The sequence below is a fragment of the Longimicrobium sp. genome, assembly GCF_035474595.1.
Lineage (GTDB): Bacteria > Gemmatimonadota > Gemmatimonadetes > Longimicrobiales > Longimicrobiaceae > Longimicrobium.
Genome location: NZ_DATIND010000134.1, coordinates 25,686 through 51,065, shown reverse-complemented (window position 1 = coordinate 51,065; position 25,380 = coordinate 25,686). Strand labels below are relative to the sequence as shown.

At 72.2% G+C, this 25,380-nt stretch carries 22 protein-coding genes; 15 read left to right on the top strand and 7 right to left on the bottom strand.

The window, feature by feature from the left end:
* Window positions 1-195: 195 nt before the first annotated feature.
* The 7 genes from VLK66_RS23215 (at window position 196) to secG (ending at window position 7,860) form a co-directional block, all read left to right on the top strand.
* Window positions 196-2,037, top strand: coding sequence for a DUF2207 domain-containing protein (locus VLK66_RS23215; protein WP_325311877.1), 1,842 nt, complete (start codon window positions 196-198; stop codon window positions 2,035-2,037).
* Window positions 2,038-2,450: 413 nt separating this feature from the next.
* A complete protein-coding gene (locus VLK66_RS23210; protein ID WP_325311876.1) occupies window positions 2,451-3,284 on the top strand; it encodes a ComF family protein in 834 nt (277 codons plus the stop codon).
* A 45-nt stretch (window positions 3,285-3,329) separates the two neighbouring features.
* On the top strand, window positions 3,330-4,346 hold the full coding sequence (gene gap, locus VLK66_RS23205; protein WP_325311875.1) for a type I glyceraldehyde-3-phosphate dehydrogenase: 1,017 nt from the start codon (window positions 3,330-3,332) through the stop codon (window positions 4,344-4,346).
* 456 nt (window positions 4,347-4,802) lie between these two features.
* Window positions 4,803-6,020, top strand: coding sequence for a phosphoglycerate kinase (locus VLK66_RS23200; protein WP_325311874.1), 1,218 nt, complete (start codon window positions 4,803-4,805; stop codon window positions 6,018-6,020).
* Entirely contained in the window at window positions 6,017-6,787 is a 771-nt protein-coding gene (gene tpiA, locus VLK66_RS23195) for a triose-phosphate isomerase (RefSeq protein ID WP_325311873.1), read from the top strand. Before VLK66_RS23200 ends, tpiA begins: the two co-directional genes overlap by 4 nt.
* Before the next feature lie 175 nt (window positions 6,788-6,962).
* A complete protein-coding gene (locus VLK66_RS23190; protein ID WP_325311872.1) occupies window positions 6,963-7,238 on the top strand; it encodes a hypothetical protein in 276 nt (91 codons plus the stop codon).
* 130 nt (window positions 7,239-7,368) lie between these two features.
* A complete protein-coding gene (gene secG, locus VLK66_RS23185) occupies window positions 7,369-7,860 on the top strand; it encodes a preprotein translocase subunit SecG (protein WP_325311871.1) in 492 nt (163 codons plus the stop codon).
* A gap of 227 nt (window positions 7,861-8,087) precedes the next feature.
* On the opposite strand, the gene aroB is transcribed toward secG, so the two are convergent.
* The 4 genes from aroB to VLK66_RS23165 form a co-directional block, all read right to left on the bottom strand.
* Window positions 8,088-9,215 carry a 3-dehydroquinate synthase gene (gene aroB, locus VLK66_RS23180; RefSeq protein WP_325311870.1) on the bottom strand — a complete coding sequence of 376 codons (1,128 nt, stop codon included), beginning with the start codon at window positions 9,213-9,215 and terminating at the stop codon, window positions 8,088-8,090.
* Window positions 9,212-10,369, bottom strand: a complete 1,158-nt coding sequence (locus VLK66_RS23175; protein ID WP_325311869.1) for a carboxylate-amine ligase — start codon at window positions 10,367-10,369, stop codon at window positions 9,212-9,214. Before VLK66_RS23175 ends, aroB begins: the two co-directional genes overlap by 4 nt.
* A 217-nt stretch (window positions 10,370-10,586) precedes the next feature.
* The gene (folK, locus tag VLK66_RS23170) at window positions 10,587-11,081 is read right to left on the bottom strand and encodes a 2-amino-4-hydroxy-6-hydroxymethyldihydropteridine diphosphokinase (RefSeq protein ID WP_325311868.1); all 495 of its coding nucleotides are present in this window, start codon (window positions 11,079-11,081) and stop codon (window positions 10,587-10,589) included.
* A gap of 148 nt (window positions 11,082-11,229) precedes the next feature.
* Window positions 11,230-11,439, bottom strand: a complete 210-nt coding sequence (locus VLK66_RS23165) for a hypothetical protein (protein WP_325311867.1) — start codon at window positions 11,437-11,439, stop codon at window positions 11,230-11,232.
* A gap of 409 nt (window positions 11,440-11,848) precedes the next feature.
* Here VLK66_RS23165 and VLK66_RS23160 point away from each other — a divergent pair, with 409 nt between their 5' ends.
* The 5 genes from VLK66_RS23160 (at window position 11,849) to VLK66_RS23140 (ending at window position 18,169) form a co-directional block, all read left to right on the top strand.
* A complete protein-coding gene (locus tag VLK66_RS23160) occupies window positions 11,849-12,907 on the top strand; it encodes a cation diffusion facilitator family transporter (RefSeq protein ID WP_325311866.1) in 1,059 nt (352 codons plus the stop codon).
* Between the two features lie 498 nt (window positions 12,908-13,405).
* Window positions 13,406-14,530: a sensor histidine kinase gene (locus VLK66_RS23155; RefSeq protein ID WP_325311865.1), complete on the top strand. Its 1,125-nt coding sequence runs from the start codon at window positions 13,406-13,408 to the stop codon at window positions 14,528-14,530.
* A gap of 47 nt (window positions 14,531-14,577) precedes the next feature.
* Window positions 14,578-15,033 carry a hypothetical protein gene (locus VLK66_RS23150; RefSeq protein ID WP_325311864.1) on the top strand — a complete coding sequence of 152 codons (456 nt, stop codon included), beginning with the start codon at window positions 14,578-14,580 and terminating at the stop codon, window positions 15,031-15,033.
* Window positions 15,034-15,270: 237 nt separating this feature from the next.
* Window positions 15,271-15,768 carry a DUF4149 domain-containing protein gene (locus VLK66_RS23145; RefSeq protein ID WP_325311863.1) on the top strand — a complete coding sequence of 166 codons (498 nt, stop codon included), beginning with the start codon at window positions 15,271-15,273 and terminating at the stop codon, window positions 15,766-15,768.
* A 139-nt stretch (window positions 15,769-15,907) separates the two neighbouring features.
* A complete protein-coding gene (locus VLK66_RS23140; protein WP_325311862.1) occupies window positions 15,908-18,169 on the top strand; it encodes a Tex family protein in 2,262 nt (753 codons plus the stop codon).
* 452 nt (window positions 18,170-18,621) lie between these two features.
* Here VLK66_RS23140 and VLK66_RS23135 read toward each other — a convergent pair whose 3' ends face one another.
* Window positions 18,622-18,837: a hypothetical protein gene (locus tag VLK66_RS23135; protein WP_325311861.1), complete on the bottom strand. Its 216-nt coding sequence runs from the start codon at window positions 18,835-18,837 to the stop codon at window positions 18,622-18,624.
* A gap of 250 nt (window positions 18,838-19,087) precedes the next feature.
* Here VLK66_RS23135 and VLK66_RS23130 point away from each other — a divergent pair, with 250 nt between their 5' ends.
* Window positions 19,088-19,651, top strand: a complete 564-nt coding sequence (locus tag VLK66_RS23130) for a YceI family protein (RefSeq protein ID WP_325311860.1) — start codon at window positions 19,088-19,090, stop codon at window positions 19,649-19,651.
* An 88-nt stretch (window positions 19,652-19,739) separates the two neighbouring features.
* Here VLK66_RS23130 and VLK66_RS23125 read toward each other — a convergent pair whose 3' ends face one another.
* Complete coding sequence (locus VLK66_RS23125) at window positions 19,740-20,780, bottom strand: DUF4349 domain-containing protein (protein WP_325311859.1); 1,041 nt, start codon at window positions 20,778-20,780, stop codon at window positions 19,740-19,742.
* 55 nt (window positions 20,781-20,835) lie between these two features.
* On the bottom strand, window positions 20,836-22,269 hold the full coding sequence (locus VLK66_RS23120) for a pyridoxal phosphate-dependent decarboxylase family protein (protein ID WP_325311858.1): 1,434 nt from the start codon (window positions 22,267-22,269) through the stop codon (window positions 20,836-20,838).
* Window positions 22,270-22,686: 417 nt separating this feature from the next.
* Between VLK66_RS23120 and VLK66_RS23115 the strand changes: the two genes are divergently transcribed.
* Together VLK66_RS23115 and VLK66_RS23110 are read left to right on the top strand one after the other, a co-directional pair.
* The gene (locus tag VLK66_RS23115) at window positions 22,687-24,498 is read left to right on the top strand and encodes a glycoside hydrolase family 3 protein (protein WP_325311857.1); all 1,812 of its coding nucleotides are present in this window, start codon (window positions 22,687-22,689) and stop codon (window positions 24,496-24,498) included.
* A 159-nt stretch (window positions 24,499-24,657) separates the two neighbouring features.
* Window positions 24,658-25,215, top strand: coding sequence for a sugar O-acetyltransferase (locus VLK66_RS23110; RefSeq protein WP_325311856.1), 558 nt, complete (start codon window positions 24,658-24,660; stop codon window positions 25,213-25,215).
* Window positions 25,216-25,380: the final 165 nt, after the last annotated feature.

Below are 25,380 nucleotides of genomic sequence, written 5' to 3'. Positions count from 1 at the left end.
GCTTCCGCGCACCGATTCCGGTGCGAAACAGGACGAAACGGCACGCCCGGAGCTCCCCTGGACGCTGGGCCTGCTGACGACCCCCGGTTTGAGGAGTCGGGCGAAGCCCAAGCACTGTTTTTTAGCATCCTGTTAGGACTTAGGACTTAGGACTCAGGACTTCGCCCTTTCCTCTCCCCTCCTCCGCCATTGCCCATGCGACGAGCCCTGCTCCTTCTGCTCGCGCTGTTTGCTTCTCTCGCCGCCCCGGCGCGGGCGTGGGCGCGCGACATCACCATCCGCGACTACCGCATCGACGCGGTGGTGAACCGCGACGGCACGACCGACGTCACCGAGACGCTGCGCGTCTACTTCACCGGCACGTGGAACGGCATCTTCCGCGACATCTCCCTGCAGCACATGACGGCGCAGGGGGTCAAGGCCAAGCTCGACATCGACGTCCTCGCCGTCACTGACGGAGCGGGGCAGGACCTGCGGTTCTGGCGCGAGAAGCCCGACGGGTGGACGCGCCGCGTGCGCATCGCCGTGCCCGGCGCGAGCGACGCCGAGCGCACGGTGGTCATCCGGTACCGGGTGAGCAACGCCGTGCGCTACGCCTTCGCGGCCGACAGCGGCGGCGCGCACGACGAGCTGTACTGGAACGCCACGGGGAACAGCTGGGCGTTCCCCATCGAGCACGTCCTGGCGCGCATCGTCCTTCCCGCCGGCGTGGACCCCACCGACGTGTCGGCGTACACCGGGTACTCGGGATCGAAGAGCAACGACGCCGCGGTGAGCGTCCGCGGCAACGTGGTCACCGCCGAGGTCACGCGCACGCTGGCGTCCAGCGAGGGGCTCACCGTCTCCGTCAGCTGGCCGCCGGGAATCCTGCCGCGCCCCAGCGAGGCCGAGCTGCGCACGCGGCGCTATCTCGCCCTCTGGCCGCTCTTCCTTCCCCTGCTCGCCTTCTTCGGCATGCTGCGGAGGTGGTCGAAGCACGGCCGCGACCCGCGCGAGCAGCCCGTGGCCGTGGGCTACGCGCCGCCGGACGGGATGACGCCCGCCGAGCTGGGCACGCTGGTGGACAACAAGGCCGACCTGCGCGACATCACCTCCACGCTGGTGGACCTGGCCGTGCGCGGGTTCGTGGGGATCGAGGAGGTGCAGGAGAAGCACCTCTTCGGCCTTCTCTCCAGCCAGGACTGGCGCTTCCACCAGCTGACGGACAGCACCACCGGGCTGCAGACGCACGAGCGCCGCTTCCTGGACGCGCTGTTCACCGGCGCCAGCGACGGCCCCGCGTGGGGCGTGGTGAAGGAGGGCGCCGCGCGCGCCGCGGCCGGCGGCGGCGGCGGCGTGAGCGCGAGCGAGTTCGTGGACGCGGCGCCCGCCACGCAGCCCTGCATCCGCCTGTCGGAGCTGAAGAACAAGTTCTACGCGTCGCTGCCGGGGATCCGGACCGCCATCTTCGAGCGCCTGATCGAGCGCGGCTACTACCTGAAGCGGCCGGACACGGTAAAGGGCGCGTGGGTGGCGGGCGGCATCGTGCTCTGCTTCCTCAGCGTGATCGGGGCGGTCACGCTGGCCGACTCGGGGTGGGCGTGGTTCAACCCCGTGGCCGTGGCCGTGGGCGGGCTCACCAGCGGGCTCGTCGTCCTCCTCTTCGGGCTGGCGATGGCGGCGCGCACGGAGAAGGGGGCGCGGGCACGCGAGGCGGCGCTGGGCTTCCGCGAGTTCCTGTCGAAGGTGGAGAGCGACCGCTACCGGCGGATGATCACCGGGCCGCAGATGTTCGAGCGGTACCTGCCGCACGCCATGGCCTTCGGCGTGGAGGGCCGCTGGGCGAGCGCCTTCGAGAACCTGTACCGCGAGCCGCCGGACTGGTACGCCGGGAGCGGCGGCTACAACAGCTTCAGCGCCAGCCACTTCAGCTCGCAGATGAGCGGCCTGGGGAGCAGCGCCGCCAGCACCATGTCCAGCAGCCCCAGCAGCAGCGGCAGCGGGGGCGGCGGCTCCAGCGGCGGCGGCTCCGGCGGGGGCGGGGGCGGCGGCTGGTGATGCTTCTGGAAGATCGAAAAGATCGAACCGCGGGTTTGGGCGTGTTTGGCGCTTAGGCGCCAAACCGGGCTGCGCGCGCCGTAGGCAACGATACAGCTGTTGCCAACGGCGCCGGGCCACCGCCGCGCCGGGCATGCGTGCGATTCCTCGGCATCGATGCGCGCGCGGCGGCGTCCCGGCCCTTCGGGCGCGCATCCCTCACGCAGGTGCGCGCCCCGCGCAATCCCCGCGGAGATGCATCGCACCTGCAGAGGTGCGGAGGACGGGAGTCCGCGAAGGCGGACTTTGGGCCGTTGTTGCCGCGAATTCATTCGCCGGGGGAGGCTCGGGGCGAGCACCGCACCCGATCTCCGCGCGAAACTATCGACCGCCATCGCCATCACAATCCAATCACCCTTCATCCCCCGATCCCCATGCCCCTGCGGAGCCCGCCGAAACCATCGACCCCGCCCCTCCCGCCGCTGCCGGCGCTCGCGCGCGACCTGCTGGCCGGCGCGCTGGACCTGGTGTTCGCGCCGGTGTGCGTGGCGTGCCGCCAGCCCATCGACACCGCCGACAGCGAGCGCGTGATCTGCCGCCTCTGCTGGCTGCGGTGCCGGCCCCTGCCGTCGCCGCGCTGCCCGCGCTGCTGGAGCCCGGTGCCGTGGGGGCGCGAGCCGGCGCCCACCTGCCGCACCTGCGCCGAATGGCCGGCCGCCATCCGCGCCATTCGCTCCGCCTTCGCCATCGGCCAGGCGCCGCGCCGCATGGTGCACGCGCTGAAGTACCGCGGCTGGGAGGCGGCCGCCGAGCCCATGGCCGCGCGGATGGCCGCGCTGGAGCTTCCCGCCGACGTGCAGGCCGAGGCCGAGATCGTCGTTCCCATCCCCACCAGCGCGGCGCGGCTGCGGGAGCGCGGCTACAACCAGGCCGGGCTGCTGGCGCGCGGGCTGGCCCGCCGCACGGGGCGCGTGCTGCGCACCGACCTGCTCCTTCGCACGCACTCCGCGGGGAGCCAAACGGCCTTGCATCCCGCCGAGCGGCGGGCTAACGTTGCGCGCGCTTTCGCCGTGCCGCCGGGCGCGGCCGGCGAGCTGCGCGGCGAGCACGTGATCGTGGTGGACGACGTATGGACCACCGGCGCCACCGCCCTCGCCTGCGTGGACGCGCTCCTGGCGGCCGGCGCCCGCGTGGCGAGCGTGGTCACCTTCGCCCGCGTGGTTCCGGAGCTGGAGCGGCAGGGCGCTCCGGCTCCGCGCTCGTCTTGACCGCTTTTCGCATTGGACTTTTTTCGCATCCAGTAAGGGGAGGCCATGGCTATTCGCGTCGCCATCAACGGCTTCGGCCGCATCGGGCGCAACGTGCTGCGCGCCGCCAAGCAGATGGGCGCCACCGATCTGGACTTCGTGGCGGTGAACGACCTGACCGACACGAAGACGCTGGGTCACCTGCTGAAGCACGACTCGGTGCACCGCGCCTATCCTGGCACCGTGGAGGTGAAGGAGAACGCGCTGATCGTCGATGGCGACGAGGTGCGCGTGCTGGCCGAGAAGGACCCGTCGGCGCTTCCCTGGCGCGACCTGGGCGTGGACGTGGTGATCGAGAGCACCGGCCGCTTCACCAGGCGCGAGGACGCCGCCAAGCACCTGGAGGCCGGCGCCCGCAAGGTCATCATCTCCGCCCCCGCCAAGAACGAGGACATCACCATCGTCCTGGGCGTGAACGAGGAGAAGTACGACGGCGCGAACCACCACGTCATCTCCAACGCCAGCTGCACCACCAACTGCCTGGCGCCGGTGGTGAAGGTGCTGCTCGACGAGTTCGGGTTCCGCCGCGGCGTGATGACCACGGTGCACGCGTACACCAACGACCAGCAGATCCTCGACCTGCCGCACAAGGACCTGCGCCGCGCCCGCGCCGCGGGGATGTCCATCATCCCCACCACCACGGGCGCCGCCAAGGCCACCGCGCTGGTGATTCCCGAGGTGAAGGGGAAGATCGACGGCATCGCCATGCGCGTGCCCACGCCCGACGTGTCCATCGTGGACCTCGTCGCCGAGCTGGAGCGGGAGGTCACGGCGCAGCAGGTGAACGACGCGCTGCGCGCCGCCAGCGAGGGGCGGCTGAAGGGGATCCTGGGGTACGAGGAAGAGGAGCTGGTGTCGGTCGACTACACCGGCAACCCGCACTCGTCCATCATCGACGCGCCCAGCACCAACGTCATCCAGGGGCTGGTGAAGGTGATGAGCTGGTACGACAACGAGTGGGGCTATTCCTGCCGCTGCGTGGACCTGGCCCGCTACGTCGGCGAGCGCCTGCAGAACAGCTGAGGCTGGACCACGACGAAGGGCATCGGCACGCGCGCGCCGGTGCCCTTCGTGTTTGCGGGAAGGAGGGAAGGCGGAGAGATGGTGCGGGATGGTGCGGGATGGATGTCGTCTCGATTCCGCCGCCTCGCGCCCTCTCCGGCCGGCTCAGGCCGTCCACCTCTCCCGTACCGGGAGAGGTAGCTGGACAGGATCGGCGCTGAACGGGGCGCATCCTGCCCGCCTGGCTGGCCCCAACTCAGCGCGAAGCCGGGCATCCGTCGCACTGCAATTGTCGGTGCGAGAAGAGGTTGCAGGTCGCGCGGATGCTGGATCGCCCCCCTCGCCCGGTACGGGAGAGGGCGAGCGCTCTCAGGCGCGGGGAGAGGGCGCGAGGCTGTCGGACGTGCACGGAAAGCCCGGGATCGACCGCGATCCCCATCACCTGAATCGCCGTTCCTCCACCCACGGCACCGAACGATGAACAAGCTCACGCTCAACGACCTGCCGAAGAGCGCCCTCACCGGCAGGCGCGTGCTCGTCCGCGTGGACTACAACGTCCCGCTCGACGCCGACGGCCGGATCACCGACGACACGCGCATCAGCGCCACCGTGCTCACGCTCCGGTACCTGATCGAAAACGGCGCGCGCATCGTCCTCCTCTCCCACTTCGGCCGCCCCAGGGGGAAGCCGGTGCCGGAGATGTCGCTTCGCCCCGCCGCCGCGCGGCTCGGCGAGCTGCTGGGCCGCGACGTCGCCTTCGTGGGCGAGACGGTCGGCCCGGAAGCCGTCGAAGCCACGCGGAAGCTGGGGGATGGAGACGTGCTGCTGCTGGAGAACACGCGCTTCATCGCGGGCGAGGAGAAGAACGATAGGGAGCTCGCCCGGCAGATGGCCGGGCTGGGCGACGTGTACGTGAACGACGCGTTCGGCGCCGCGCACCGGGCCCACTCGTCCACCGCCGGTGTCGCGGAGGTGATGAAGGGGGAAGGGAAGCCCGCCGTCGCCGGGTTCCTGATGGCGAAGGAGCTGGAATACCTCGGCGGCGCGCTGGAGCACCCGAAGCGCCCGTTCGTCGCCATCCTGGGCGGCGCCAAGATCAGCGGGAAGATCGACGTCATCACCGCGCTCCTTCCCAAGGTCGACCGCCTGCTGATCGGCGGGGCGATGGCGAACACCTTCTTCCGCGCGATGGGCCTGCAGACCGGCACCTCGCTGGTGGAGGACGACCGCGTGGAGATGGCGCGCGGCCTGGTGCAGGGCTCGGGCGACCGCCTGGTCCTCCCCGTCGACTGCATCGTCACCGACCGGCTGGAGGCCGGCGCGGAGAAGCAGGTGGTGTCGCGCGAGGCGATCCCCGCGGACCGGATGGTGGCGGACATCGGCCCGCGGTCCGTGGACCTCTACCGCCGCGAGCTGGAGGGCGCGGGAACGGTGCTCTGGAACGGGCCGATGGGCGTGTTCGAGGTCCCCGAGTTCGCGGACGGCACCCGCGGCGTGGCCGAGGCGGTGGCCGCGGCGACGGACGCCGGCGCGACCACCATCATCGGCGGCGGCGACTCGGCGGCGGCGGTGAGCGAGATGGGGCTGGAGGCGCGGATGTCGCACGTGTCCACCGGCGGCGGGGCGTCGCTGGAGTTCCTGGAAGGGAAGGAGCTTCCCGGCGTGGCCGCGCTCTCGGACCGGGACGCTTCGTGAGCGCGCCGCTGAAGCCGGTGCTGGCCGGCAACTGGAAGATGAACCTGGGCCCGTCCGACGCCGCGCGCTTCTTCGACGAGTTCCTGGCCGTCTGGCAGCCGCGCGACGACCGCAGCGTGGTCGTCTTCCCCCCCGCCATCTCGCTCTCCGCCGCGCGCGAGGCCGTGCAGGCGCACCGCCGCCCCGACGTGCTGCTGGGCGCGCAGAAGGTGCACTGGGAGCCGAACGGCGCCTACACCGGCGAGATCAGCGCGCGGATGGCGGCCGACGCCGGGGCGTCGCTGGTGCTGGTGGGCCACAGCGAGTGCCGCTGGGTGTTCGGCGAGACCACCGACGAAACGGTGAAGAAGGTGCGCGCCGTGGTCGACGCCGGGCTGGTGCCCGTCCTCTGCGTGGGCGAGAAGATCGAGGAGCGCCGCGCCGGCCGCGCCGAGGACGTGGTGGAGTCGCAGCTGGCGCCCGTCCTGGGCACCGTGTCGTCCGACGAGGCGCGCTCGCTGGTGGTGGCCTACGAGCCGGTGTGGGCCATCGGCACCGGCGTGAACGCCACCCCGGACGACGCGGCGGCGATGCACGGCTACATCCGCCGCGAGCTGGCGGCCGCCTACGGCCACGAGATCTCCGCCGCGGTGCCCATCCTCTACGGCGGGAGCGTGAAGCCCGACAACGCCGCCGAGCTGCTGGCGGTCGACGGCGTGGACGGCGTGCTGGTGGGCGGCGCCAGCCTGGACCCGCACGGCTTCGCCCGGATCTGCGGCGCGGTCTGATTCGCGAAGCGCGCCGGCGCCGTGAACCGGCCGGGACAAACTTCTTCCGCCAGCTGTTGATCGCCATCCGGCGCGAGGGTAACCTTCCTTCGCGCCGGATCGCACTCCCCCCACCCGGCGAAGCCCGCGCATTTCGCGCGGGCGCGTGTCCAACCCGCCCCCGGAAGGTGCTTCCATGAAGAAGATCAGCCTGGACGTCGAAACCCTGCAGGTGGAGTCGTTCGAGACGTCGGCGGAGAGGCGGGCGCGCGGCACGGTGCGGGCGCACTCGGAAGCCTGGTGCTTTCCCACCGACCGGATGGACTCGTGCGGCACGTACACGCAGGGCGGCGACGAGACGTGCATCAACTGCACGGGGCGCGCGGGCACCTGCACCCTGGGCGACTACTGCTACGAGCCGAACACCGAGTTCGCCTGCACGCCTCCCACCTGCGTCTGCTTCGGCGGGTGAGCGGGCACCCGGGCCGCGGCCCCGCGCCGCCGCCCGGGACGGGTGGGGACGGGTTGACGGAAGGGCGCATCCTGCTAAATTTCAAAGCTTTGCCATCCCTGACGTCACCCCGACTCGACCGGACGCTTCCGTGTTCACTCTTCTGCTGATCCTGCTGGTCATCGACGCGCTGGTGCTCATTCCCGTGGTGCTGCTGCAGTCCGGCAAGGGCGGCGGCCTGGCCGCCATGGGTGGCGGCGGCGGGGGCGGCTCCGACACGCTGTTCGGCAGCCGCCAGGCCACCACCATCCTGCACAAGGCCTCGTGGTGGGCCGGCGGGATCTTCGTGGCCATCGCCTTCACGCTGTCGCTGATGTCGGCGCGCGCCACGCGGCCCACCTCGGTGCTGCGCCAGGGGCTGCAGCAGGCCGCGCCGCCGGCGGCCGCGGGCCAGCCGATCCCGGGGACCACGCAGGGCGCGCCGAACCAGGCGCAGGGGACCGGCCCGGTGCCGGCCGCCGCGCCCGCCCCCGCCGCCGTGCAGGGCGGCAACGACCCGGCGACGGCCAACGCGGGCTCGCCCGCGCCGGCGCCCGGCCAGACGCCCGCCCCGGCCAACCAGCCGGCCGCGCCCAAGCAGTAGGCGCACGGCCTCGAAGGAACGCAGAACGGGCCGGCTCCCTCGCGGAGCCGGCCCGTTTTCTGTTGTACTGGATCGGAATATCGGTGGATACTGTGTTCGCGAAGATGCGAGTGAACTCGCGGCTACAACGGCACGCAGTCCGCCTTCGCGGACTTCATCGGTGCGACGTCGCCTTCATCGCGCCACCCGCGGTTTCGTACTTCCGTACTCTCGTACTTTCGTACTCTTCAGGCGCGATTGCCCACGCCGCCCAGGACCTCCATCACCGTCTCGTCCGCCACCGGGGAGCCGTATCGCCCGTCGCGGCCCACGGCGGGGGCGCCGATGGCCTCGATCAGCGCGTACTCCACGCGGCCCTCGCGGGCCTTCTTGTCGGCGCGGGTCCAGTCCACCACCTCTTCCACGTTCATCTCCAGCGGGAGCGAGGTGGGAAGGCCGAGCCGCGTGAGCGCCTTGCGCAGCCGCGCCGAGGTTCCCGCCGCGGTGATGCCGCAGCGCTCGCCGATGCGCGCCTCCTCCACCATCCCGATGGCCACCGCCTCGCCGTGCAGGAGCGCGTAGCCCGAGAGCGCCTCGATGGCGTGGCCGATGGTGTGGCCGAAGTTCAGCAGCTTGCGGGGGCCGGTCTCGGTTTCGTCGCGCTTCACGATCTCGGCCTTGATCTCCACCGAGCGCACGATCAGGCGGGTGAGCGCGTCGGTGTCGCCCGCCAGCAGGTCGGCGGCGGCGGACTCGATCCACTCCAGGTACTCGGGGTCGGCGATGGCGCCGTGCTTCACCGCCTCGGCCAGCCCGGCGCGGATGTGCGCATCGGGGAGCGTGTGCAGCAGGTCCGGATCGGCGACCACCACGTGCGGCTGGTGGAAGGCGCCGACCAGGTTCTTCCCCGCCGGCGTGTCGACCCCCGTCTTTCCGCCGACCGAGGAGTCGATCATCGCCAGCAGCGTGGTGGGCACCTGGACCAGGGGAAGGCCGCGCATGTAGGTGGCGGCCACGAAGCCGCCCAGGTCGCCCGGCACGCCGCCGCCGAAGGCGATGAGCGCCGCGTCGCGCCCGATGCCGGCCTCGAGCATGGCGTCGCCGACCAGCCCCCAGGTGTCGCGCGTCTTCCGCTCCTCGCCATTCTGGAAGGCGAAGACGTCGGCGCGGTAGCCGGCGGAGTGCAGCATGCGCGAGAGCTTCACCGCGTACAACTCGGCCACGCGGTCGTCGGTGACCACGGCGTAGCGGTGCGCGGGGCAGAAGCGCGAGAGGATGGTGGCCAGGGTGGAAAAGAGGCCGCTCCCCACCAGGATCTCGTATCCGCGGCCGGGGCGCTCGGGAAGCTGAATGGCGATGCGCTGCTTGCTGCTCATACGGTGGTCTCTTCCAGCCGCTGCTCGTTTCGCCGGTCCATGCCCAGCCCCAGCACGGTCTCGTCGGCCGCCCACAGCGCCAGCCGCCGCAGGTCGCCCCCCAGGTCGTCCATCGCCCGCCGCATCCGCACCGCCGCGCACCCGCGGTCGAACACGTCTTCCAGCGCCGCCAGCGAATCTCCATCCCCCAGCTCTTGGGCCAGCGGCCGCAGCCGCTCGGCCAGCCCGAGCACCGCGTCGCGCGCGGAGATGGTGCGCGGGCGATCGGCGAAGAGGTCCACCAGCTCGGCCCCGGTCCCGTCGCGCGCGGCCCGCCACGAGTTCTCGCCCAGGAGCGGCTGGGCGACGGAGGCGGGGAGCCGCGGCTCGGTCAGGATTCCCGCGGCGATCCCGGCGACCACCGCCCGGGCCAGCGCCGCGCCGGCCACGGCGTCTTCCAGCCGCGGGGTGACGTCGGCGGCGCGGAACTCCACCGTGGGGTACTTGTGGTGCGGGCGCAGGTCCCAGTAGATGCGGCCGGGCGCGTCCACGCACTTCGTTTCGACCAGCCACTTCAGCAGCAGCTCGTACTCGGCGGCGTCCTGGAAGCGCGGCGGCGCGCCGGTGCGGGGCCAGCGCCGCCAGAGGAGCGTGCGGAACGAGCAGTACCCGGTGTCGCGCCCCTGCCAGTACGGCGAGCTGCCCGAAAGCGCCAGCAGGTAGGGGAGATAGAACCGCGCGGCGTTGGACACGCGCGTGCGGTCCAGGTGCGCCGGGACGCCCACATGCACGTGCATCCCGAAGATGGTCTGCGTCTCGGCCAGCTCGCGGTACTCGTCGCGGATGGCCTGGTAGACCTCGGCGTCGGTGAACGGGTGCCCGCCCGCCGCGCCGAACGGGTGCGTTCCCGCGGCCACGATGCGCAGCCCCTCGGCGCCGGCCACGGTGGCGGCCTGGAAGCGGAGGCGGGCCAGGTCCTCGCGCACGCAGTGGGTGCCCTCGCACACCCGGGTCTCGACCTCGATGGTGTGCTGCTGCATCTCGGGCTTCACCTGCCCGGTCCAGTCGCCGGCGATGACCCAGCGGGCGCGGCTGCGCAGGTCGCCCGACTGCGCGTCGACGAGCTGGTACTCTTCCTCGACCCCTACGGTGAAGTCCCGCGGCGAAATCGTCATCCGTCCGTTTCGGGCCTGCCGCAGCCCGGTTGAGAGTTAAGCGAGCGGGTGTGAACCTGCAAGGAACAGCGGGTGCGAAAGTGCGAAGGTGCGAGGGTGTGGGCCCGACGCGTTGCCGGTTCTGGTGCGTTCCCTTCATCCATCTATGCCGAAGCCGGGCCGGAAGACTCATCTCGCGGTGACGCCGCCCACTTTCGCACTCTCGCACTCTCGCACTTCAGATCTTTTCCACCCGCTCCAGCGCCGCCGCCGAAAGCATTTCCCGGGCCGTCTGCATACGCTCGGGATGACGCCACCCGGGGGCCACTTCGGCCAGCGGATGGAGGACGAAGCCGCGCTCCGCGATCCCCGGGTGCGGCACCGTCAGCCGCTCCGTGCGGATCACCTCGTCCCCATACGCCAGGATGTCGATGTCGATGACGCGCGGGGCGTTGCGGAAGGTGCGCCGGCGTCCCATCTCCTCCTCGACCGCCAGCACGCGGTCCAGCAGCGCGCCGGGGGAGAGCGTCGTCGTTCCCCGCACGACCTGGTTGTAGAAGTCCGGCTGGTCGCGGTGGCCGACGGGCTCGGTCCGGTAGATGGAGGACGCCTGCAGGCCGGTGACGAACTCGTGCAGGGCGTCCACGGCGCGCGCCAGCTGGGCGCGCGGGTCGCCGAGGTTCGCGCCGAGGCCGAGGAGGACTTCCACGGGCGGATGGGCGTCGCCTGCCATCGTCGGTCGGATTCGCGGAGAGTGAAAGAGGACACGGAGATGCGTCGTCTCCCCGTGTCCCCTGCATCGGCCTGGAGGTCTACGTCGTTTCCGGTCCCGGCGGAATCTCGCGCTCGAGGGCGATGGACGAAAGCACCCGCGGGCGCGTTCAGCGGTTCAGGGGGCCCTGCGTCGCGGCGGCCGGCGCGCGGTCGGTCAGCCTGGGCGCCTGCCAGTCGCGGGAGCCGCCGGAGCAGTAGACGCACGCCGGGCCCCGGGAGCCGGCGAACCGGCCGGTGGTGGCGAAGGTCGGGGGCGAGCAGGCGGCGGCGCCCGCGACCAGCGCGGCGCACAGGGCGGAGCGGGAGATGAGGCTCATGACGACCTCCGGTCGCGTTCGGGTTCGTGCGTCCGGCCCGGCTCCCGCTCATCCACCGGCGCCCGGTCCGCGCGTTGGCCAGCGCGCGGGGTCCCGTCCGCGACGGAACCAGGAGCGCCCCTCGAGGTCTGGATGGACCACGGACGGGGCCTTCCTCAACGAAAAACGGCCCCCGTGCGGTGCACGGGAGCCGTCTTCGGCGGGAGAGGGGAAGTGCAACGCGCGTGCCAATTCCGGGTGCAGCTATCTCGTTGAGTCGCATCCCGATGTGCAGAAACACGCCATCGCGTCGGACTGCTCCGTCATCCTCATCCCCCGCCCTGAAACTGCTTCCGGATGGACGAGGGGCGGGCCCGTGCATTGCGGATACCCGTCCGGTTCGCCAGCTTCGCGCGCTTCCCACACGCCCATGACCCACGCGCCGCACCATCCGGTGACCGACCAGCCCCGCCTGACGCGTTTCGCCTGGCTTTCCATTGCCGCCGCGGTGGTGACCATCGCGCTGAAGTTCGGCGCGTTCCTGGTCACCGGCTCGGTGGGGCTGCTGTCGGACGCGCTGGAGAGCCTGGTGAACCTGGCGGCCGCGATCATGGCGCTGGCGATGCTGACGGTGGCCGCGCGGCCGCCGGACGAGGAGCACGCGTACGGCCACAGCAAGGCCGAGTACTTCGCCAGCTCCTTCGAAGGCGCGCTGATCATCATCGCCGCGGCGAGCATCGCCTACTCGTCGGCGGTGCGGCTGATGCACCCGCAGCCGGTGCGCGACCCCGTGCTCGGCATCGCCATCTCCGCGGCGGCGCTGGTGGTGAACCTGGTCGTGGCCGTGCGGCTGCTGCGCGCGGGGCGCCGCTACCGCTCGATCGCGCTGGAGGCCGACGCGCACCACCTGCTGACCGACGTATGGACCACGGTGGGGGTGATGGCGGGGGTGGCGGCGGTGGCGCTCACCGGGTGGCACTGGCTGGACCCGGTGATCGCCATCGTGGTGGCGCTGAACGTGGTGCGCATCGGGATCGGGCTGATGCGGCGCTCGGCGCTGGGGCTGCTGGACACCGCCATCCCCGAGGACGACCGGGCGACGGTGGTGCGCATCCTGGACCGCTACGCGCCCGAGGGCGCCGAGTACCACGCGCTGCGCACGCGGCAGGCGGGGATGCGGCGCTTCGTCTCGGTGCACGTGCTGGTGCCGGGCGAGTGGAGCGTGCAGAAGGGGCACGAGCTGCTGGAGCGGATGGAGGAGGAGATCCGCGACGCCATCCCCAACTCCACCGTGTTCACGCACCTGGAGCCGCTGGAGGACCCCGTCTCGTTCGAGGACGTGCGCCTGGAGCGCCTCCGCGCCGGCCGCCCCGCCCCCGTGCCGGGCGACAGCGGGGCGGAGGGAGGCGGGCGGAGGGACGGGACGCAGGGGGATGGGGACCCGGCCGTGGAGCAGAAGCGCGCGAACCGGCCGACGGGGGAGCCGTAGGGAAAGCGCGACTATCCGCACTCTTCAACCCTGAATGAATTCGGGGGCAACAAAAGCACAAAGTCCCTGCGGGACTGCGGCCTTTGCATTCTCCACCCCCCGAGGCATTCGCGCGGCGGAATGCCAGCCGGCATCTGCTCTCGTTCGAAGCATCCTGCCCGCCCGGTGGCCCCCTTCCCCGACCCCTCCGCCCGCTCCGCGGGGGAGGGGAGAACTCATCGCGCGGAGAGGCTTTCGGAGCGCGTCCGATGCTGGACGACAGTCCCGCAGGGACTTTGTGCGGTTGTTGCCCCCGAATTTCATTCGGGGGAATGCGGCGCGACCATCCCCATTTCCCCATCTCCCCGCTCGCTGCCGGTAGGGAGGCACCCTACAGCGGTTTCAGGTACGCGCGGACTGACCGGCGGCGCGGGGGCGGGTAGCTTTCTTCCCGGCGAAGGGCCCGGGAAGATCGTTCGTGTGCCCCGGGCATCCGCGTATCAGGGTGAAGGAGGGGCGATGCCCACGACGTGGTACGGACCGAATCGGAAGCGCCGCGCGCGGCCCGGGGTGGGGCGGGTGCTGCTGCGGATGCCGCTGTTCTACAAGGTGCTGCTGGCCAACGCCGCCATCGTGGTGCTGGTCGCCGCGGCGAGCGCCGCCGCGGCCGGCCGCCTGCTGCGCGGGGCGCCGGAGCTGGCGTCGGTCGCGCTCTTCCTGCTCATCGGCTCCGTCTGCGCGTCGGTGACGCTGCCGCTGTACGCGGCGGTGCTGCGGCTGGCGCTGGGCCCGCTCGACGCGCTGGAGCACGCCGCCGAGAAGGTGGCCGGCGGGCAGATGGACGCCCGCGCGCCGCTGCCGCGCATCGCCGACCCGCGGCTGGAGCGCGTGATCCGGGTCTTCAACCGCCTGCTCGACGGGCTGGCGGCGGACCGGCAGCGGCTGCGCGAGGTGGCGGCCCGCGCCTTCCGCGCGCAGGAGAGCGAGCGGGTGCGGATGGCGCACGAGCTGGAGGGCGAGACGGCGCAGTCGCTGTCGGCCATCCTCCTGCGGCTGCGCATCGCGCGGCGCAGCACCGGCGCGGCGGCGCGCGAGAAGCTGCTGGACGCGCTGCGCGACGACATCGTGGGGCTCACCGACCGCATCCGCGACTTCGCGGGGATGCTGCACTCGCCCACGCTGGCCGAGGTGGGGCTGGTGCCGGCCATCGAGGGCTACTGCCGCCGCGTCGCCGCCCACTCGGGGGTGGAGATCACCGTGCGCGGCGACGCCGGGGCCGGGGGGATGCTGGCGGCCGACGGCGAGCTGGCGCTGTACCGCGTGGTGCAGGAGGCGCTGTCGAACGTGCTGCGCCACGCCGGCGCGTCGAAGGCCCGCGTGGAGGTGGCGCGCGAGGGCGGGTGCGTGGTGGCCACCATCCGCGACGACGGCCGCGGCTTCGAGGTGGGCGACACGGAGGCGCGCGAGCCCTGCCTGGGCTTTTTCGGGATGCGCGAGCGCGCGCTGTACGCGGGCGGCGCGGTGGAGGTGGAGAGCGCGCCGGGCGCCGGCACCCGCGTGAAGGTGCGCATTCCCGTCGCCGGCGCGGCGGACCGGCTCCCCGCGCGCGCCGCACGGCCCGCGCTGGAGGCGACCGCGGCGTGAGAGCCGAGCGCACGGCGGGCGGACACCGCCACGGAGCGGGGTGACGCGTGTACTCCCTCGTCCGCAGGTTCATCAAGACGGGGCTGGGCTTCGGCCTGGCCGGGCTGGTGCTGGGGGTGTGGATGCTGGCCATGCGCGAGGTCGGCGGGCGCTGGCCCAGCCCGTACCTGGTTTCCGCCCACGCGCACGCGGTGCTCGTGGGCTTCGTCATGTTCCTGATCCTGGGCGTGGCGCTCTGGCTCTTTCTCCGCCCGGAAAAGGACGATACCCGCTACCGCCCGGCGCGCATCGAGGCGGCGTACTGGATCCTGGCGCTGTCGACGGGCGCGCGGTTCGTGGCGGAGATGTCGCGGGCGTGGGTCCGGGTGCCGTGGCTGGGATGGATCGTGCTGGCCGGCGGCGTGGGGCAGGCGGCGGGGCTCGTCCTCTACTTCTGGACCATGTGGGGCCGCATCCGCCCCGTCGGCAGCCACCTGCGCGAGGCCAAGGGGGAGAAGTTCTGAGCGGGCGTGACAAGTCACCACCGGTCTGCCGGGCGAATGAATTCGCGGCAACAACTGCACAAAGTCCCTGCGGGACTGCTCCCCGGCATCCGCCGATGCGCCGGCTTGCGCGGTGGGCAGGGCTCCTGGCCGGGTGGGCAGGGGCTTCTCGACCGGGCAGGTCTCGGATGGCAGTCCCGGAGGGACTTCGTGCTTTTGTTGCCGCGAATTCATTCGCCTTTCCCGGATGATGCATCGATGCGGAACCTGTATCTCCTGAACGTCACCATCCACGTCATGGCGGCGATGCTGTGGCTGGGCGGGATGTTCTTTCTGGCCGCGGTGGGTGCGCCGGCGCTGCGCGCCGTGGAGCCGGCGGAGCTGCGCGCGCGGCTCTTCGCGCAGATCGGGCGGCGGTTTCGCGGCGTCGGGTGGGGCGCCATCGCGGTGCTGGTGGCCACGGGCGTCGGGAACCTGGCGTTCACCGGCGCCTTCCGCGGCGGCGCCATCCTCCGCGCGGAGTTCTGGGCGACCGCGTACGGCCACGCGCTCGCCTGGAAGCTCGTCTCCGTCGCGGCGATGATCTCCGTCTCCGCCCTGCACGACTTCTGGCTGGGCCCGCTCGCCGGCCGCCTGGCCGCGGGGACGCCGGAGGCGCTGCGGGCGCGCCGCCGGGCCGCGTGGCTGGCGCGTACCAACGCGGCCGTCGGCATCGTCATCGTGGCCGCGGCGGTCCGCCTGGCGCGCGGGGGATGAGGACGGCGGAGAGGCGATCCATCCCCCGCTGTCAACCCTGCAATCCGCGTCCGCCCCGCAGTAGATTCCCGCCCTGACGAGCGGCCGCCCGCGCCGGCTCGGCATCCCCACTTTCGCACCTTCGCACTCTCGCACTTCCGTGACCCAGTACGCCGACCGCATCGCCGCCGAGCTTTCCCTGCGCACGCCCCAGGTCCGCGCCGCGCTGGAGATGCTGCTGGAGGGGAACACCATCCCCTTCGTGGCCCGCTACCGGAAGGAGGCCACCGGCGAGCTGGACGAGGTGCAGCTGCGCGACATCCGCGACCGGCACGAGTACCTGGCCGAGCTGGACGCCCGCCGCGCCGCCATCCTCAAGTCCATCGACGAGCAGGGGAAGCTGACCCCCGAGCTGAAGTCGGCCATCGATCGCGCCGACACCAAGCAGCTGCTCGAAGACCTGTATCTCCCCTACAAGCCGAAGCGCCGCACCCGCGCCACCATCGCCACCGAGAAGGGCCTTCTCCCCCTCGCCGAGCTGCTTTGGGCGGGAGAGATGGGCGATGCGGAGCTGCGCGCGGCCGCGGCCGGCTTCGTGGACGCGGAGAAGGGCGTCGCGTCGGATGACGAGGCGCTTGCCGGGGCGCGCGACATCATCGCCGAGCGCGTCAGCGACGACGCGGCGGCGCGGGCGTACGTGCGCGAGCAGGTGTGGGCAAAGGGGGTGATGGAGAGCCGCGCCGCGCGCGGGAAGGAGAACGAGGTCAGCAAGTTCCAGGACTACTACGACTTCTCCGGGCCGGTGAAGGCGCTCCCCTCGCACCGCATCCTCGCCATCCGCCGCGGCGAGAGCGAAGAGTTCCTGACCGCGCGCATCACCGCCCCCGACGACGAGCTGGTCGCCGTCCTCCGCCGCAAGTACGCCGAGGGCCGCCGCGCGGTGGAGCAGATGGGGATGGCGGTGGAGGACGCGCATCACCGCCTCATCTCCCCCTCGGTGGAGGTCGAGGTGCGGATGGAGCTGAAGCAGCGGGCCGACGAGGAGGCCATCTCCATCTTCGGCAAGAACCTGGAGGCGCTCCTCCTGGCGCCGCCGGCGGGGGAGCGGACCGTGCTCGGGGTCGACCCGGGGTACCGGACCGGGTGCAAGCTGGCCGTCGTCTCCAACACCGGCCAGCTGCTGGAGACGGGGCACGTCTACCTGCACCAGGAGGACCGGGCGAAGCGCGACCTGGCGCGGATCGTGGAGCAGCACCGCATCGAGCTGATCGCCGTCGGCAACGGCACCGCGAGCCGGGAGACGGAGAAGCTGGCGAAGGAGGCCATCCGCGACCTGCCCGCGGAGCGGCGGCCGGTCGTGGTGATGGTGAACGAGGCGGGGGCGTCGGTCTACTCGGCCAGCGACGTGGCGCGCGAGGAGTTTCCCGAGCTGGACCTGACCCTGCGCTCGGCGGTGTCGATCGCGCGGCGGCTGCAGGACCCGCTGGCGGAGCTGGTGAAGATCGACCCCAAGTCCATCGGCGTGGGGCAGTACCAGCACGACGTCAGCCAGACGCGGCTGAAGCGGCGGCTGGACGAGACGGTGGAGAGCTGCGTAAACCGCGTGGGCGTGGAGCTGAACACCGCCTCGGCCGCGCTGCTGGGGTACGTGGCCGGGATCGGGCCCACCGTCGCGCAGCGCATCGTGCAGCACCGCGACGCGTCGGGCGCCTTCCGCTCGCGCGCGGAGGTGACGAAGGTTTCCGGGCTGGGGCCGAAGACCTTCGAGCAGGCCGCCGGCTTCCTGCGCGTGCGCGGGGGGAAGCATCCGCTGGACGCCTCGGCCGTGCACCCGGAGCGGTACGCGCTGGTGGAGCGCATTGCCGCCGACGTGGGGGTGAAGGTGGATTCACTGGTGGGCGACGAGGCCGCCATCTCCCGCATCGAACCACGGAGGTACGTGGGCGACGGGGTGGGGCTGCCGACGCTGGAGGACATCCTGGCCGAGCTGCGCAAGCCCGGCCGCGACCCGCGCCAGGCGTTCGAGGCGCCGCAGTTCCGCGACGACGTGCAGAAGGTGGAGGACCTGAAGGAGGGAATGGTGCTGCAGGGCACCGTCACCAACGTGGTGGCATTCGGCGCGTTCGTGGACGTGGGCGTGCACCAGGACGGGCTCGTGCACGTCTCCCACCTCTCCAACCGCTTCGTGAAGGACCCCAACGAGGTGGTGAAGCCGGGCGACCGCGTGACCGTCCGCGTCCTCTCGGTCGACGTCCCCCGCCAGCGCATCGCCCTGTCGATGAAGGACCCGGCGCAGGGCGGGCAGGGGAGGCCCGCGGAGCCGCGGAAGCCGGACGCGCGCAAGCCCGAGCCCAAGCGCGCACCCGAGCCGCCGCGCCCCGGCGTCGCCCCCAACGGGATGCGCATCGTCACGAAGAAGTAGCGTCCGCGGCTCCCGGCGTCGCTGGATCTCACGCGGAGACGCGGAGACGCAGAGAACTCACCGCACGCCCGGCGTTCTCCGCGTCTCCACGGAATCGTCATCCAGAATGAGCGCGCGCCCACGCCGTCAGCGCTGCCGAGACATCGCCAACTGCGTCATCGGAAGATGGTGTCGTGCTGGATTCGCCTTCGTGCGAGCCCGCCGCGCCGTTGAACGGCCGGCGACGATCATCCCCCTGATTCCATGCCGGTTCGATATGTCGGAAATTTCCGACATGTCGATCCGCCTACCCGCATCCATCCCCCGTCCTCGTCCCCCTCGCCGATGCCACTCATCGCGCCCGAGACCGGCGGTCACACGCCATTGGCGGCACGGCGACGAACCATCATCCCGATGACGCAGTTGACGGCGTAGGCATGCGCCGGAATCCGAGCTTGTGCGCGAGCGGGGCTTCAGCCAGCCGCGACCGGCGCGCGGCGGCGGAAGGTGTGGGCGATGAACGCCAGCCCTGCGGCGATGAAGGCGAGGGCGATGAGGCCGGAGCGCCAGTCGGCCACGCCGTCGTCGAACACGTCGAAGAGGTACAGGCCGCCCTGCACGCCCGCGGCGATTCCCGCGAGGTAGATCGCGAGCACGCGGCCGGCGGTCAGCTCGCTGCGTCTCTGCATCACCCCTCCCTCCCGATGTTTGCTGGACTTCCGGCTGCGGACGAAGCACGTTGGGTGGAATCGATCTGCATCGCGTACGCAGTCCGGGAGGGCCGTGTTTCGGCTTGGCGTACGTTGGTCGAAATCCGTCGATTGTCTCAGCACAGAGGCAGTTGACAGCGAGCGTAGAGTGTTTTACCTTAGCAGTAAGCAATTGTTGTACGGCAGATGTTTAGCTGCCGGGGATGAACCTTCAGGGGAGGATGTGACGATGACGCAGACCGCCAACGAGACCTCGACCGCGACCATCTGGGCGATCGACCCGGCGCACACGATCGTGGAGTTCTCGGCCAAGCACATGATGATCACCACGGTGAAGGGCCGCTTCACGGACGTGTCGGGCGAGATCCACATGGACGAGACGCACCCGGACCGCTCGGTGGCGACCGCCGAGCTGGGCGTGGCGAGCATCAACACCGGCGTGGGCCAGCGCGACGACCACCTTCGCTCGGCCGACTTCCTGGACGCGGAGAACTTCGGCAAGATCACCTTCCGCAGCACGAAGGTGGAGGGCGCGGTGGACCGCGTCGGCGACACCTTCCAGCTCACGGGCGACCTGACCATCCGCGGCACCACGCGGCCGGTGACGCTCGAGGTGACCTTCGACGGGCGCGGCAAGGACCCGTGGGGCGGCGAGCGCGCGGCCTTCAGCGGCACCGGCAAGATCGACCGGCGCGACTTCGGGCTCACCTGGAACCAGGCGCTCGAGACCGGCGGCATCCTGGTCGGCAACGAGATCAAGATCTCGGTCGAGGTGCAGGCGGTGCGCGCCTGATCCAGGCGCATCACCGGGAAACGGGAGGGCGAGACGACGCTTCGTCTCGCCCTCCCGTTTTTGATCCCCCTCCGGCTCCTTGCCCGGCTTACGCCGCCGGCGGATTCGGCGGCGTCGGATTCGGCGGCGGTCCGGCGGGTGGGCCGGGCGGCGGCGGGGCGGGCGGACCGTGCTGGAAGCTTCCGGCGCGCGGGTCGCGCGGCGGACGGTTGCGGCGGAGGCGGCGCAGCAGCTTGGCCAGGAGCCAGCCGATCGCTGCGAAGACCAGCGCCAGCGGGAGCAGCCATCCCAGCATGGCGATGAACCCGGCCAGGAAGCCCACGAAGTTCCGCCACGCCTCGGCGAACGCGCTCAGGATCGGGTTCCGTCCCGGCGACAGCACGGGATAGCGCTCGTGCAGCACGACGGAGAGAGTGCTCATCGACACGCGGGCGCGGAGGAAGCGCAGCCGGCCCTCGTAGCGCTCGATCTCCTCGCGCACGCGCGCCAGCTCGCGCTCGACTGCGAGGACGTCTTCCAGCTTGCCGGTGCGCGTGGCGAGCAGGCTCACCAGCCGCTCCTCCAGCCGCCGCGCGTTCTGCATCCGCGCGGTGACGTCGACGTACTCCTCGCCCACGTCCTGCGTGGACGTCTGCTGCGATTCCAGCCTGCCCACCGGCTTCAGCCCGTTCAGCGCCGCGTCCCACCTGGCGCTGGGGATCTTCAGCTCCAGCGTGGCCTCGCGCGCGTTCTCCGAGCCGGACTGCACGGACGTGTTCGCCACATAGCCGCCCAGCTGCGCCGCCAGCCGCTGCACCCGCGCGATCGCCGGCTCCAGCGAGTCCACCCGCACCGTGGCCTGGCCGGTGCGGATGATCATGGGCGTGGCGGCGGCGGCGCTGGCGGTGTCGGAGCCGGACTGGCCGGGAGGCGCCGTCGGGGCGACGGGCGTGCTGTCGGCGGAGACGGCGCCCTGCTCCAGCCCGTTGGTGATGGCGTCGGGCTTGGGCGCCGTGGCCGGCGCCGCCGTCGTGGGCGCGGCGCTGGCCCCGCCTTCGTAGACCCCGCGGTCGCCCGAGTCCCTGCCGCAGGCGGCGGCCGCGAGCGGGGCGAGGAGGGTGAGGGAGATGGCGAATCTGCGCATCGTCATGGGCGTGTGGGGGGTGGGCGGGGTGGAACGGGAGAGGGCGGGGGGATTCTGACCGTCAGCCCTCCGCGAGCTCGCGGGCGATGCGGCCCAGGCGGCGGACGGTCTCGCGCACGTCGTCCTCCGTGGTGCGCGGGTTGATGGTGCACAGGCGCAGCGCCGCGCGGCCACGCAGCTCGGTGGTGCTCAGCATCGCCCAGCCGCTGCGCGTCATGGCGGCGGTGGCGCGGCGCTGCAGGTCGTCGCCGGCCGCGGGCTCCATCTCCACCCCGCGCCAGCGGAAGGTGACGATGCCGAGCCGCGCCGGCGTCAGGATCTCCCAATCGTCCGACGACCGCAGCTCCTCCTCGGCGATCTCGGCCTGGCGGATCCCCCAGTCGATGGCGGCGCGGAAGGCGTCCATCCCGAACGTCTGGATGGAGAGCCAGAGCTTGAACGCGCGGAAGCCGCGGGTGAGCTGCACGCCCCAGTCGCGGAAGTTCACCTCCTCGGCCGAGACGTCGCTGTCCCTGAGGTACTCGGGGACCTCGCGGAAGGTGTCGCGCAGCGCCCGCGCGTCGCGGACCAGCACGGCGCCGCACTCGAAGGGCTGGAAGAGCCACTTGTGCGGGTCCATGGAGATGGAGTCCGCCTCGCCCAGCCCGGCCAGGAGCGCGCGCCCGGCTCCGGTGAGCGCCGCGGCCGCCCCGTACGCGCCATCGACGTGCATCCACACCCCCGCCTCGCGGCAGATGCGGGCGATCTCGGGGAGCGGATCGACGGCGCCGGTGTTGGTGGTCCCCGCGTTGGCGACCACGGCGAAGGGCGTCCGCCCGGCGCGCGCATCCGCGCCGATGGCGACGGCCAGCGCACGGACGTCGAGGCGGAAGTCGGCGGTGGACGGGAGGAGGCGAAGCTGGCCGGGCTCGAACCCCAGCACCCGCGCGCCGCGGGCGATGGAGGAATGCGTCTGGTCCGACGCGTAGATCACCGCGCCGGCGAAGCCGCCCGTGCCGAACCGCCGGTGCCGGGCGACCGCGAGCGCGGTCAGGTTCGCCATCGACCCGCCGCTGACGAACGCGCCGCCCGCGCCCTGGGGCAGCCCGCACGCCTCCCGCAGCCAGTCCACCGTCACCAGCTCGCACTCGGCGGCGCCGGCGGCCGTCGCCCACGCCCCGGCGAACGGGTTGAAGCCGCTCGCCAGCGCGTCCGCCATCGCCCCCACGAAGTTGCCGGGCGAGGGGACGTACGCGAAGAAGCGGGGGTGCGCGGGCGGCGACATGGGCCCCAGCACGTCGCGCCGCGCCCGCTCCAGCGCCGCCTCCCAGCCCACGCCCGCGGCGGGCGCCGGCTCGCGCAGCCGGGCCTCCATCTCCGCGCGCGGCGCCCCGCCCGCCACCGGCCGCTCGTGCAGATGCGCGACCTCGTCCACGATCATGTCCACGACGCGGTAGCCGAGCGCGCGCATCTCCTCGGGGGAGAGCTGGAGGGTGGGGATTGGATCGGATGGCATCAGGGTGATTCGATCTGCGGTGATGGTGATTCGGAATGTCGGGGCCGGGGAGGGGGCCACCCAGGCGGGCAAGATGCCTCCACCCCAAGCCGAAGCCTCTCCTCGGGATTAGGTCTCCCCCACACCCAGGCAGTTTTGGGGGAGGGGGCGGGGGGAGAGGGCCGCGGCGCCAGGCGTGCACCGTCGTCCGTCGTTCCGCGCCGGCATCACCTCGCATCCCGCGCCGCCGCTCGTCCTCAGTCGTCGCCCCGCATCTCCTACACGTCCCGTTCCGCGGGCGAATCTCCGCCCCTGATCTTCCGTCCCCATGTGCCGTAACGACTTGCGCGCACGGGCGTCGCGGAGGGCGGTGGCACCGCGTTTGACGGGATGTTCGATGGACGTTCAGTTTCTCCGCTCAACCCGTTCAGTGAACACGTGCCCATTCCGCCGCGCATCCTGATCCTGGCCGCCGTGCTCGCCGCGTGCTCCGGCGCGCGCGAGCCCGTGCCGGCGCCCATGCTCGCGCGCGCGGAAACCGCCGCCATCGCCGTGAAGCCGGCCGACGCCCCGCCGCCGGGCTACTCCACTCTCGCGCCCGTCGACCAGGCATGGGTCGACCGCACGCTGCGGTCGCTCACGCTGCGCGAGAAGGCGGGGCAGATGGTGCTGGCGTGGATCAGCGGGCGTTACGCCGGCGAGGCGCAGGGCGACATGCCCGCGGCGGTGCGCTGGGTGGAGCGCGACCGCGTGGGCGGCTTCATCATCTCCACCGGCACCCCGGCGGAGCTGGCGGGAAAGATGAACGCGCTGCAGCGCCGCGCCCGCGTGCCGCTGCTGATGGTCACCGACCTGGAGAGCGGGCCGGGGATGCGCCTCACCGGCTCGGGCACCGACTTCCCGCCGGTGATGGGGCTCGCGGCGACCGGCTCGGACTCGCTCGCCTTTGCCGTCGGGCGCGTGATCGGGCTGGAGGGGCGGGCGGTGGGCATCGGGCTCACGCTGTCGCCCGTGCTGGACGTGAACTCCAATCCGCAGAACCCCATCATCAACACCCGCTCCTTCGGCGAGGACCCGGCCAGCGTGGGCCGCTTCGCCGCCGACTACGTGCGCGGGGTGCACGCCGGCGGGATGCTGGCGATGGGAAAGCACTTTCCCGGGCACGGCGACACGCACACCGACTCGCACATGGCGCTGCCGCAGGTGGACGCCACCCGCGCGCGGCTGGACGCGGTCGACCTCCCCCCCTTCCGCACCGCCATCGCCGCCGGGATGGACGGGATGCTGGTGGGCCACATCGCCCTTCCCAACGTGGCGGGCGACGCGGTGCCGGCCTCCATCTCGCCGAAGGTGACGGGGGCCATCCTGCGGGGGGAGATGGGGTTCCGCGGCCTCGTCTCCACCGATGCGTTCAACATGCGCGGGCTCACCAGCCGCTACGGGCAGGGCGATGCGGCCGTGCGCGCCATCCAGTCCGGCGCCGACATCCTGCTGCAGCCCGAGGACATCCCCGGCGTGCTGGACGCGGTGGAGCGCGCGGTGCGCGAGGGCCGCATCACCGAGGCGCGGATCGACGAGTCCGCGCGGCGCGTTCTGGAGGCCAAGTCGCGGCTGCGCCTGCAGGCCGGGCGCCTGGCCGACCCCGCGGCGATGGGGCGCACCGTCGGCAGCATCGAGCACCGGCGCCTGGCGGCCGAGGTGGCGCGCCGCTCGATCACGCTGGTGCGCGACGCGCGTGGGCTGGTGCCGTTCGCGGCGGGCGCGCGGCGCATCCTCTCCATCACCTACGCGGGCGGCGGGTCCACGACGGGCGCGGTCTTCAACGCCACGCTCGCCGGCGGCGGGCGGACGGTGACGGCGGCGCGAATCGGCGGCGCGCCGGGGGCGGCGGAGCTGGCGTCGCTGCGCGCGCAGGCGGAAGGCGCGGACGTGGTCGTCGTCTCCGCGTACGTGAACCCCGTGCAGTACCGCGGCTCGGTGCAGGCGGGCGGGGGGTTCAGCGACTTCGTGGAGTCGCTGGCGCGCGCGGGGCGGCCGGTGGTGGTGGTGTCGTTCGGCAGCCCGTATCTGCTGAGCGCCTTTCCGTCGATCCCCGCGTACCTGCTGGCGTGGGGCCCCGAGGCCGTGTGCCAGGAGGCCGCCGCCCGCGCGCTGCTGGGCCAGGCGCCCATTGGCGGCCGCCTGCCGGTGAGCCTCACCGCGGAGGTGCGGCGGGGGACGGGGATCATGCGGCCGGCTGCATCGCGGTAGACCCCGGGTGGGGAGATGGGGAGGCGGAGAAGGGCGGGAAGGGCGAATGAATTCGCGGCAACAACGGCCCGAAGTCCGCCTTCGCGGACTCGCGCGGCGCCATCGTGGCGGCTCCGAGGCGATGGTGCCTCCTGATCGTGTTGGGAAAGCAGGGCGGAGATGACGGAGAAGGAGAAGATGCTGGCCGGCGAGCTGTACCGCGCCTCCGATCCGGAGCTGGTGGCGGAGCGGGCGCACGCGCAGCGGCTGATCGCCCGCTTCAACACGCTGGCGGACGAGCATCCGTCGTCCGGCGCGGCGGTGCTGCGCGGGCTGCTGGGGGAGGTGGGCGAGGGGTGCGTGGTGATGCCGTCGTTCCGCTGCGACTACGGCTACAACATCCGGATGGGCCGCAACACCTTCGTCAACTACGACTGCGTGTTCCTGGACCCCGGCCGCATCACCATCGGCGCGGACGTGCAGATCGCCCCCGCGGTGCAGATCTACACCGCCGGCCACCCGCTGGACGCGGAGGAGCGCCGCTCCGGCGCCGAGTTCGCGCGGCCGGTCACCATCGGCGACGGCGTGTGGATCGGCGGCGGCGCCATCATCTGCCCCGGCGTGGCCATCGGCGCGAACGCGGTGATCGGCGCAGGCAGCGTCGTCACCCGCGACCTCCCCCCGAACGTCGTCGCCGCGGGGAACCCGTGCCGCGTGCTGCGGGAGCTGGAGACCTGATCGAGAGGGAGAGGTGGCGTGCGGGAAAGCATGCATCCTGCCCGCCTGGCTGGCCCCCTCCCCCGGCCCCCTCATCGAGGCGGCACCCTCGTCTCGGAGCCGCAGAGGTGGTGCGGCGCGAGTCCGCGAAGCCGGACTTTGTGCAGTTGTTGCCGCGAATTCATT

What these genes read in the sequence shown, in the direction of transcription:
- VLK66_RS23125 (WP_325311859.1), bottom strand. Translation starts at nt 20,780, where the DNA reads ATGACGATGCGCAGATTCGCCATCTCCCTCACCCTCCTCGCCCCGCTC.
- aroB (WP_325311870.1), bottom strand. Translation starts at nt 9,215, where the DNA reads ATGAGCAGCAAGCAGCGCATCGCCATTCAGCTTCCCGAGCGCCCCGGC.
- gap (WP_325311875.1), top strand. Translation starts at nt 3,330, where the DNA reads ATGGCTATTCGCGTCGCCATCAACGGCTTCGGCCGCATCGGGCGCAAC.
- VLK66_RS23215 (WP_325311877.1), top strand. Translation starts at nt 196, where the DNA reads ATGCGACGAGCCCTGCTCCTTCTGCTCGCGCTGTTTGCTTCTCTCGCC.
- VLK66_RS23175 (WP_325311869.1), bottom strand. Translation starts at nt 10,369, where the DNA reads ATGACGATTTCGCCGCGGGACTTCACCGTAGGGGTCGAGGAAGAGTAC.
- VLK66_RS23130 (WP_325311860.1), top strand. Translation starts at nt 19,088, where the DNA reads ATGACGCAGACCGCCAACGAGACCTCGACCGCGACCATCTGGGCGATC.
- VLK66_RS23110 (WP_325311856.1), top strand. Translation starts at nt 24,658, where the DNA reads ATGACGGAGAAGGAGAAGATGCTGGCCGGCGAGCTGTACCGCGCCTCC.
- VLK66_RS23210 (WP_325311876.1), top strand. Translation starts at nt 2,451, where the DNA reads ATGCCCCTGCGGAGCCCGCCGAAACCATCGACCCCGCCCCTCCCGCCG.
- VLK66_RS23190 (WP_325311872.1), top strand. Translation starts at nt 6,963, where the DNA reads ATGAAGAAGATCAGCCTGGACGTCGAAACCCTGCAGGTGGAGTCGTTC.
- VLK66_RS23155 (WP_325311865.1), top strand. Translation starts at nt 13,406, where the DNA reads ATGCCCACGACGTGGTACGGACCGAATCGGAAGCGCCGCGCGCGGCCC.
- VLK66_RS23145 (WP_325311863.1), top strand. Translation starts at nt 15,271, where the DNA reads ATGCGGAACCTGTATCTCCTGAACGTCACCATCCACGTCATGGCGGCG.
- VLK66_RS23165 (WP_325311867.1), bottom strand. Translation starts at nt 11,439, where the DNA reads ATGAGCCTCATCTCCCGCTCCGCCCTGTGCGCCGCGCTGGTCGCGGGC.
- folK (WP_325311868.1), bottom strand. Translation starts at nt 11,081, where the DNA reads ATGGCAGGCGACGCCCATCCGCCCGTGGAAGTCCTCCTCGGCCTCGGC.
- VLK66_RS23200 (WP_325311874.1), top strand. Translation starts at nt 4,803, where the DNA reads ATGAACAAGCTCACGCTCAACGACCTGCCGAAGAGCGCCCTCACCGGC.
- VLK66_RS23120 (WP_325311858.1), bottom strand. Translation starts at nt 22,269, where the DNA reads ATGCCATCCGATCCAATCCCCACCCTCCAGCTCTCCCCCGAGGAGATG.
- VLK66_RS23135 (WP_325311861.1), bottom strand. Translation starts at nt 18,837, where the DNA reads ATGCAGAGACGCAGCGAGCTGACCGCCGGCCGCGTGCTCGCGATCTAC.
- VLK66_RS23160 (WP_325311866.1), top strand. Translation starts at nt 11,849, where the DNA reads ATGACCCACGCGCCGCACCATCCGGTGACCGACCAGCCCCGCCTGACG.